The sequence below is a fragment of the Thioalkalivibrio sp. ALgr1 genome (genome assembly GCF_000378285.1).
Taxonomy (GTDB): Bacteria; Pseudomonadota; Gammaproteobacteria; order Ectothiorhodospirales; family Ectothiorhodospiraceae; genus Thioalkalivibrio.
Map to the genome: position 1 here is coordinate 911,969 of NZ_KB905132.1, position 6,000 is coordinate 917,968.

General features: G+C 64.1%; 5 protein-coding genes and 1 pseudogene. All 6 read left to right on the forward strand.

Annotation, left to right across the window (positions count from 1 at the left end; all coding sequences use genetic code 11):
- The first annotated feature begins 255 nt into the window (after positions 1-255).
- Positions 256-1,071 (forward strand): sulfur oxidation c-type cytochrome SoxA, encoded by an 816-nt coding sequence (soxA, locus tag F466_RS0104390; RefSeq protein WP_018993534.1) that lies wholly within the window; start codon positions 256-258, stop codon positions 1,069-1,071.
- 27 nt (positions 1,072-1,098) lie between these two features.
- Complete coding sequence (gene soxX, locus F466_RS0104395) at positions 1,099-1,788, forward strand: sulfur oxidation c-type cytochrome SoxX (protein WP_018993535.1); 690 nt, start codon at positions 1,099-1,101, stop codon at positions 1,786-1,788.
- Between the two features lie 255 nt (positions 1,789-2,043).
- The gene (gene soxX / locus F466_RS0104400) at positions 2,044-2,727 is read left to right on the forward strand and encodes a sulfur oxidation c-type cytochrome SoxX (protein WP_018993536.1); all 684 of its coding nucleotides are present in this window, start codon (positions 2,044-2,046) and stop codon (positions 2,725-2,727) included.
- Positions 2,728-2,937: 210 nt separating this feature from the next.
- Complete coding sequence (htpG, locus tag F466_RS0104405; protein WP_018993537.1) at positions 2,938-4,860, forward strand: molecular chaperone HtpG; 1,923 nt, start codon at positions 2,938-2,940, stop codon at positions 4,858-4,860.
- A 119-nt stretch (positions 4,861-4,979) separates the two neighbouring features.
- Positions 4,980-5,462 carry a peptidylprolyl isomerase gene (locus tag F466_RS0104410; protein WP_018137635.1) on the forward strand — a complete coding sequence of 161 codons (483 nt, stop codon included), beginning with the start codon at positions 4,980-4,982 and terminating at the stop codon, positions 5,460-5,462.
- Positions 5,463-5,725: 263 nt separating this feature from the next.
- Positions 5,726-6,000, forward strand: a pseudogene (locus F466_RS13770) (energy transducer TonB); the annotation flags it as partial.

Sequence of the window (6,000 nt, forward strand, 5' to 3'; positions counted from 1 at the left end):
CACCACCGAAAATTCCATCACTCGGTGGAATAGAAGTCGCGTATGCTGCGTCTGCCAGACGGTGCTGGGCTCCGAGAATCCTTGAAAAACAGACTGTTAGAAAACGCTAATATAGCTTTTTGTGTTGACAGCACGGACCCCGGTTCAGCACTCTGCTACACAGGTCCGGGCCGCTCCGGCCACGGACCGTATCGAAAAAACCGTGTGATGGAGGTTTCCATGTTCAAGAAAGCATTGCTTGCGTTGCCCGTAGCAATGGCGGTCGGGGTTGCGGGTACCGCGGCCCAGGCAGAATGGCAGGATCCGAACGATGTCCTGCAAAAGCTGCTCGAAGCGCAGCCCGACTCGAAGTACCTGCATCAGAGTGAAATGAACATCATGATGATGCCGGACAACCCCGCCCTGTGGCTGCTGGATGACGGCGAGCGCCTGTTCTACGAAGAGCGTGGCCCGAACAATGCATCGCTCGAAAGCTGCGATTTCGGCAAGGGCGAGGGCGTCCTGGACGGCGCCTATGTCGAGCTCCCGCGCTACTTCGAGGACACCGGCAAGGTGATGGACTTCGAAATGCGCCTGGTGCATTGCATGAAGGAGATCCAGGGCTTCACCGACGATGATTCCGCTGTCTCCCAGCGTCACGGGTCCGGTTCGGACATCATGCGTCTGACGACCTACATCGCGCATCAGTCCTCTGGTTACGCGTGGAACCCGCCGCTGGATCACCCGAAGGAAAAGGCGATGCGTGACGCCGGCGAAGTCCTCTTCTTCCGCCGTGGCGGCGCGATGGATTTCAACTGTGCGGCTTGCCACGGGGCTTCGGGCAAGCAGATCCGTGCGTCCGTGCTGCCGGAAATGCGTAACTCGCAGGAGTGGACCAAGGCGGTTTCCTGGCCGGCCCACCGCGCGGGACAGGACAATGTCCGCAGCCAGAACCACCGTATCCGTGGCTGCGTATGGCAGATGCGTCATGCCGGTATCCTGCCGGATACCCCGGTGAACACCGCGCTGATCTCCTACTGGAATGACGCGGCGCGTGGCGAACCGGCCATCCTGCCCGACCTGAAGCGGTAACTACGGACGCAATAGGAGACATCAAGTATGTTTAATAAAAACACTGTTGCGGCCGGTGTAGCCGCATTTGCATCCGTCGCCCTGGCCGCCGGCTGTGCCGTCGCCGATGGCAACAAGGCGGATGACGTGGATATCACGGCCATGAGCGCCGAGGAGCTGGCTGAGCATCTCATCTTCGAGACCAACAGCTGGCGTGATCAGGAAATGCAGGAAGGCGGTACCTGGCGCGACCGCATGACCCAGGACGAGATCCAGAAGGCCTGCTCGTTCGATTCCACGCGTAATGATCTGGACGGCGAGACCGCCGGCAAGGTCGTGGCTCTGGCGCGCGAGCAGTACCAGGCGCCGGAAGGCGACATCGAGCTGGGTGACTGGCGCAAAGGTGCCGAGCTGGCGGATTCCGGCTACGGCTACCGTATCGGCCACAATGTCGACGACCACGGCACCCGTGAGCAGGGTGGCAACTGCTACAACTGCCACGTGATGGATTCGAGCGTTTCGGTCCAGGGCACCATCGGCCCGAACCTCGAGAACTACGGGGCGCAGCGTGGCGACAGCCAGGAGATCCGCCAGTATGTGCATCAGGTGATCTCCAACCCGCATCAGTACTTCCCCTGCGGTGAAATGCCGCGTTTCCAGGGGCTTCTGACCGAAGAGCAGATCAGCCACATCATGGCCTACCTGCTCGATCCGGAGTCCCCGGTTAACAACCGGTAAGTCGTCTTGCACGACAGCTGCTCGGCCCCTTCGGGGCCGGTGCAGCAAGGCAGTAGAGCGGGTTGTCGCGCACGACGCGTGGCAACCCGCTTCCTTACGAATTTCTGCGGTTGGGTGCTTGCACGGCTCTTTTACGAACGTGCCCGCCGGGCCGCACAGATGGGCTGAACAGGGGAACCGATGGACCGCGGGGTTGGTGCGGGCACGGGCTAAGAAAAGCCATCGGTCATGACGGGCGTGAGGGGAGGCTCAGGGATGTTCAAAAAGAAAAATCTGACTGCCGCGGTGGTGGTTTCGGCATCGGCGGCGCTGGCGGGTTGCGACCAGTTCTTCCAGGACGCCTCGGACCGCGAGGTCGACATCACCCAAATGAGCCCCGAGGAGCTGGCCGAGCATCTGGTGCTCGAGACCGATAGCTATCGCATGGACCAGGAGGTGCAGGAAGGCGGCACTGGCCGGGAGCGAATGCAGCAGGACGAGGTCCAGGCCTTGTGCTCGCTCGAAGGATCCCCGGACAGCGAAACCGCAGGCCAGGTGGTCGCGGCCGCGCGTGCCTCATACGAACGACCCGATGGCGGAGTGGAGCTGGGCGACTGGCGCCGCGGCGCCGAACTGGCCCGTTCCGGCTATGGCTATCGCGTCGGGCACAACAACGACGACCACGGCACCCGCGAGCCGGGGGCGAACTGCTACGCCTGCCATCAGATGGACCCGGCGGAAACCACCTATGGGACAATCGGTCCGAGTCTTGCCAACTACGGCCGCGAGCGCGGCACCGATGAGTCAGTGCTGAACTACGTCCATGAGGTCGTCAGTAACCCGCACCAGTATTTCCCTTGCACCTACATGCCGCGATTCGGGCGCAACTTCCTGACCGAGGAGCAGATCAGCCACGTCATGGCCTATCTGCTGGATCCCGAATCGCCGGTGAATCAGTAAACCGTTCACACGGTCGCGGGCGGGTCTGAGAGGGCCGGCCCCCTTGGACCACCGCGGGCTGCCCGCGGTGGTTTTTTTGTTTGCAGGGGCCGGGTGCTGGCCACGGCTAGAGGACGTCGCGCGGAGCCTGCGGGCTTGAAAATGCGAACGCTGCCCCCAAGGTGCGTGCTGTAGAACCCATCCAAGCGCACGAGAGGAACGTACAGGACCATGACGGACACGCAGACCGCATCGGCCGCCGAGGGCCATACCGAGACCCGCCGCTTCGAGACCGAGGTCAGCCAGCTGCTGCAGCTGATGATCCACTCGCTGTATTCCAACCGCGAAATCTTCTTGCGCGAATTGATCTCCAACGGTGCCGACGCCTGCGACAAGCTGCGCTTCGAGGCGCTGGCCCAGCCCGACGCGATCCCGCAGCCGGCCGAGCTGGCGATCGACGTCGAGGTGGACAAGGAGGCCCGCAGCGTCACCGTGCGTGATAATGGCATCGGCATGTCGCGCGACGAGGTCATCGAGCACATCGGCACCATCGCGCGTTCCGGCACGAAGGCCTTCCTCGACAAGCTGACTGGCGACCAGAAGAAGGACTCGCAGCTGATCGGCCAGTTTGGCGTCGGGTTCTACTCCTCGTTCATCGTGGCTGATCACGTCCGCCTCGAGACGCGTCGCGCGGGGACGCCCGAGGAGGCCGGTACCCGCTGGGAGTCGCGCGGCGATGGCGAGTACACCCTGACCGACTGCGAGCGCCCCGAGGCCGGCACCGAGATCACGCTGACGCTGAAGGAGGATGCCGACGAATTCCTCGAGTCCTTCCGTCTGCGTCACATCATCAGCCGCTACTCCGACCACGTGGCGTTCCCGATCCGTATGCGCAAGGCCGATGACGACGGCAAGCCCACCGACGAGTGGGAGACCGTCAACCGTGCCAGCGCGCTGTGGACCCGGCCGAAGAGCGAGATCAGCGACGACGAATACCGCGAGTTCTACAAGCACGTCGCGCACGACTTCGAGGACCCGGCCGCCTGGACCCACAACCATGTCGAGGGGCGCCAGGAGTACACCACGCTGTTCTACATCCCGAAGCGGGCCCCGTTCGACCTGTGGGACCGCGACGCGCGCCACGGCGTCAAGCTCTACGTGAAGCGCGTGTTCATCATGGACGACGCCGAGAAGCTCCTGCCCAACTACCTGCGCTTCGTGCGCGGGGTGGTGGACTCGGCCGATCTTCCGCTGAACGTCTCGCGCGAGATCCTGCAGGACAACCGCCTGGTCGACTCGATCCGTTCCGGCTCGGTCAAGAAGATCCTCGGCCTGCTGGAGAGCATTGCGAAGAACGAGCCGGAGAAGTATGCCGAGATCTGGCAGAACTTCGGCCGCGTACTGAAGGAGGGCCCGGGCGAGGACCACGCCAATCGCGAGCAGATCGCGGGCCTGCTGCGCTTCGCCAGCACGCAAAACGATGACGACACCCAGAACGCCTCGCTGGCCGACTACATCGGCCGAATGAAGGACGGCCAGGACGCGATTTACGTAATCAGCGCCGACAACGCCAGCGCGGCGCGCAACAGCCCACACCTGGAGATCTTCCGCAAGCACGGCATCGAGGTGCTGCTGCTGTCCGACCGGGTCGACGAGTGGCTGCTCTCGCACCTGCGCGAGTTCGATGGCAAGCCGATCAAGAATGTCGCCAAGGGTGACCTTGATCTGGACAAGATCATCGGTGAGGACGCGGCAAAAGAGGGTGCCGCGGACGACAGCGCGAAGGCCGACGAGGATCTGGGCGACCTGCCGGAGCGCATCCAGGCCGCACTGGGCGAGCGCGTCGACTCCGTGCGCGCCTCGAAACGCCTGGTCGATTCGCCGGCCTGCATCGTGCTCGGCGAGCACGAAATGGCGCTGTACCTGCAGGAACTTCTGAAGCAGGCCGGGCAGGAGACCTTCTCCAGCAAGCCGGTGCTCGAGATTAACCCGAAGCACCCGCTGGTCGAGCGCCTGCGCGCGGCCGAAGGGGACGACTTCGGTGATCTGGCCTCGCTGCTGTTCGACCAGTCGCTGCTGGCGGAAGGCGGCCAGCTGGAGGACCCCTCCGGCTTCGTTTCGCGCCTGAACCGTCTGCTGCTGCAAAAGGCCTGATCACGGAACCGGGGAGGGTTGCCCCTCCCCCCGGAAACCGCCCCGACAAAGGGTGGACCTGACGCCGCGGGGCCATGCGCGTTACCCTGTGCGGTTCACATATCGAGAGGGCGAAGCCCATGCAAGTTGCACAGAACGCCGTGGTGTCCATCCACTACACCCTGACCAACGATGCTGGCGAGACCATCGACAGCTCCGAGGGCCGCGAGCCGCTCGCCTATCTGCACGGGAATGGCCAGCTGGTTCCGGGTCTTGAGCGCGAGCTTGAGGGCAAGGCCGCCGGTGACAAGGTCCAGGCCAAGGTGGCGCCGGAAGAGGGCTATGGCGAGAAGATCGAGGCCATGGTGCAGGAGATCCCGCTGGAGGCCTTCCAGGGCGTGGACTCCGTGCAGCCGGGCATGCAGTTCCAGGCCGAGACCCAGAATGGCCCGCTGACCGTGACCGTGACCAAGGTCGAGGGCGATACCGCGACCGTGGACGGCAATCACCCGCTGGCTGGCGAGAACCTCAACTTCGACGTCGAAGTCGTCGAAGTGCGCGAGGCCTCCGCCGAGGAGCTGGAGCACGGCCACGCCCACGGCGTCGGCGGTCACCAGCACTGATTGGTCCGCATGCCTCGCCCTGCGCAGGGCGACCCTCAAGGGCCCCGGTATCCGGGGCCTTTTTTATGCCCGCCCGTCATTGATGTCGCCACATTAATGGTGTTGCAAACCATTCGCATTCGCGATACTGTGCCGCCCATGCTGAATGGCGGGCGGAAAAGCGAAAGGCTGACAGGCGAGCGTCGTGCGCCGAATAATGCGGTATCCGACTACGAACGCGAATGCCTTCCGTGAAGCCGCCTCGCCAAGTTCCAGCTAGCAGCTTGCGCCCACTCGCGCTAGGCCTGGCCGTCAGTGTTGCGCTGCACGGTGCGGTGCTGGGCGGCCTATGGCTCGTGCGCGACGGCGAAGAGCCCGAGCTGATGGAGTCCGGGGGTGGTGGCCTGCAGGCCCACTGGATCGACCTTGACAGCATTCAGCCCGAGGACATGCTCGCTGAAGACTCGGGCGAGCCGGAGCCGGAGCCGGAGCCGGAGCCGGAGCCGGAGCCGGAGCCGGAGCCGGAGCCGGAGCCGGAGCCGGAGCCGGAGCCGGAGCC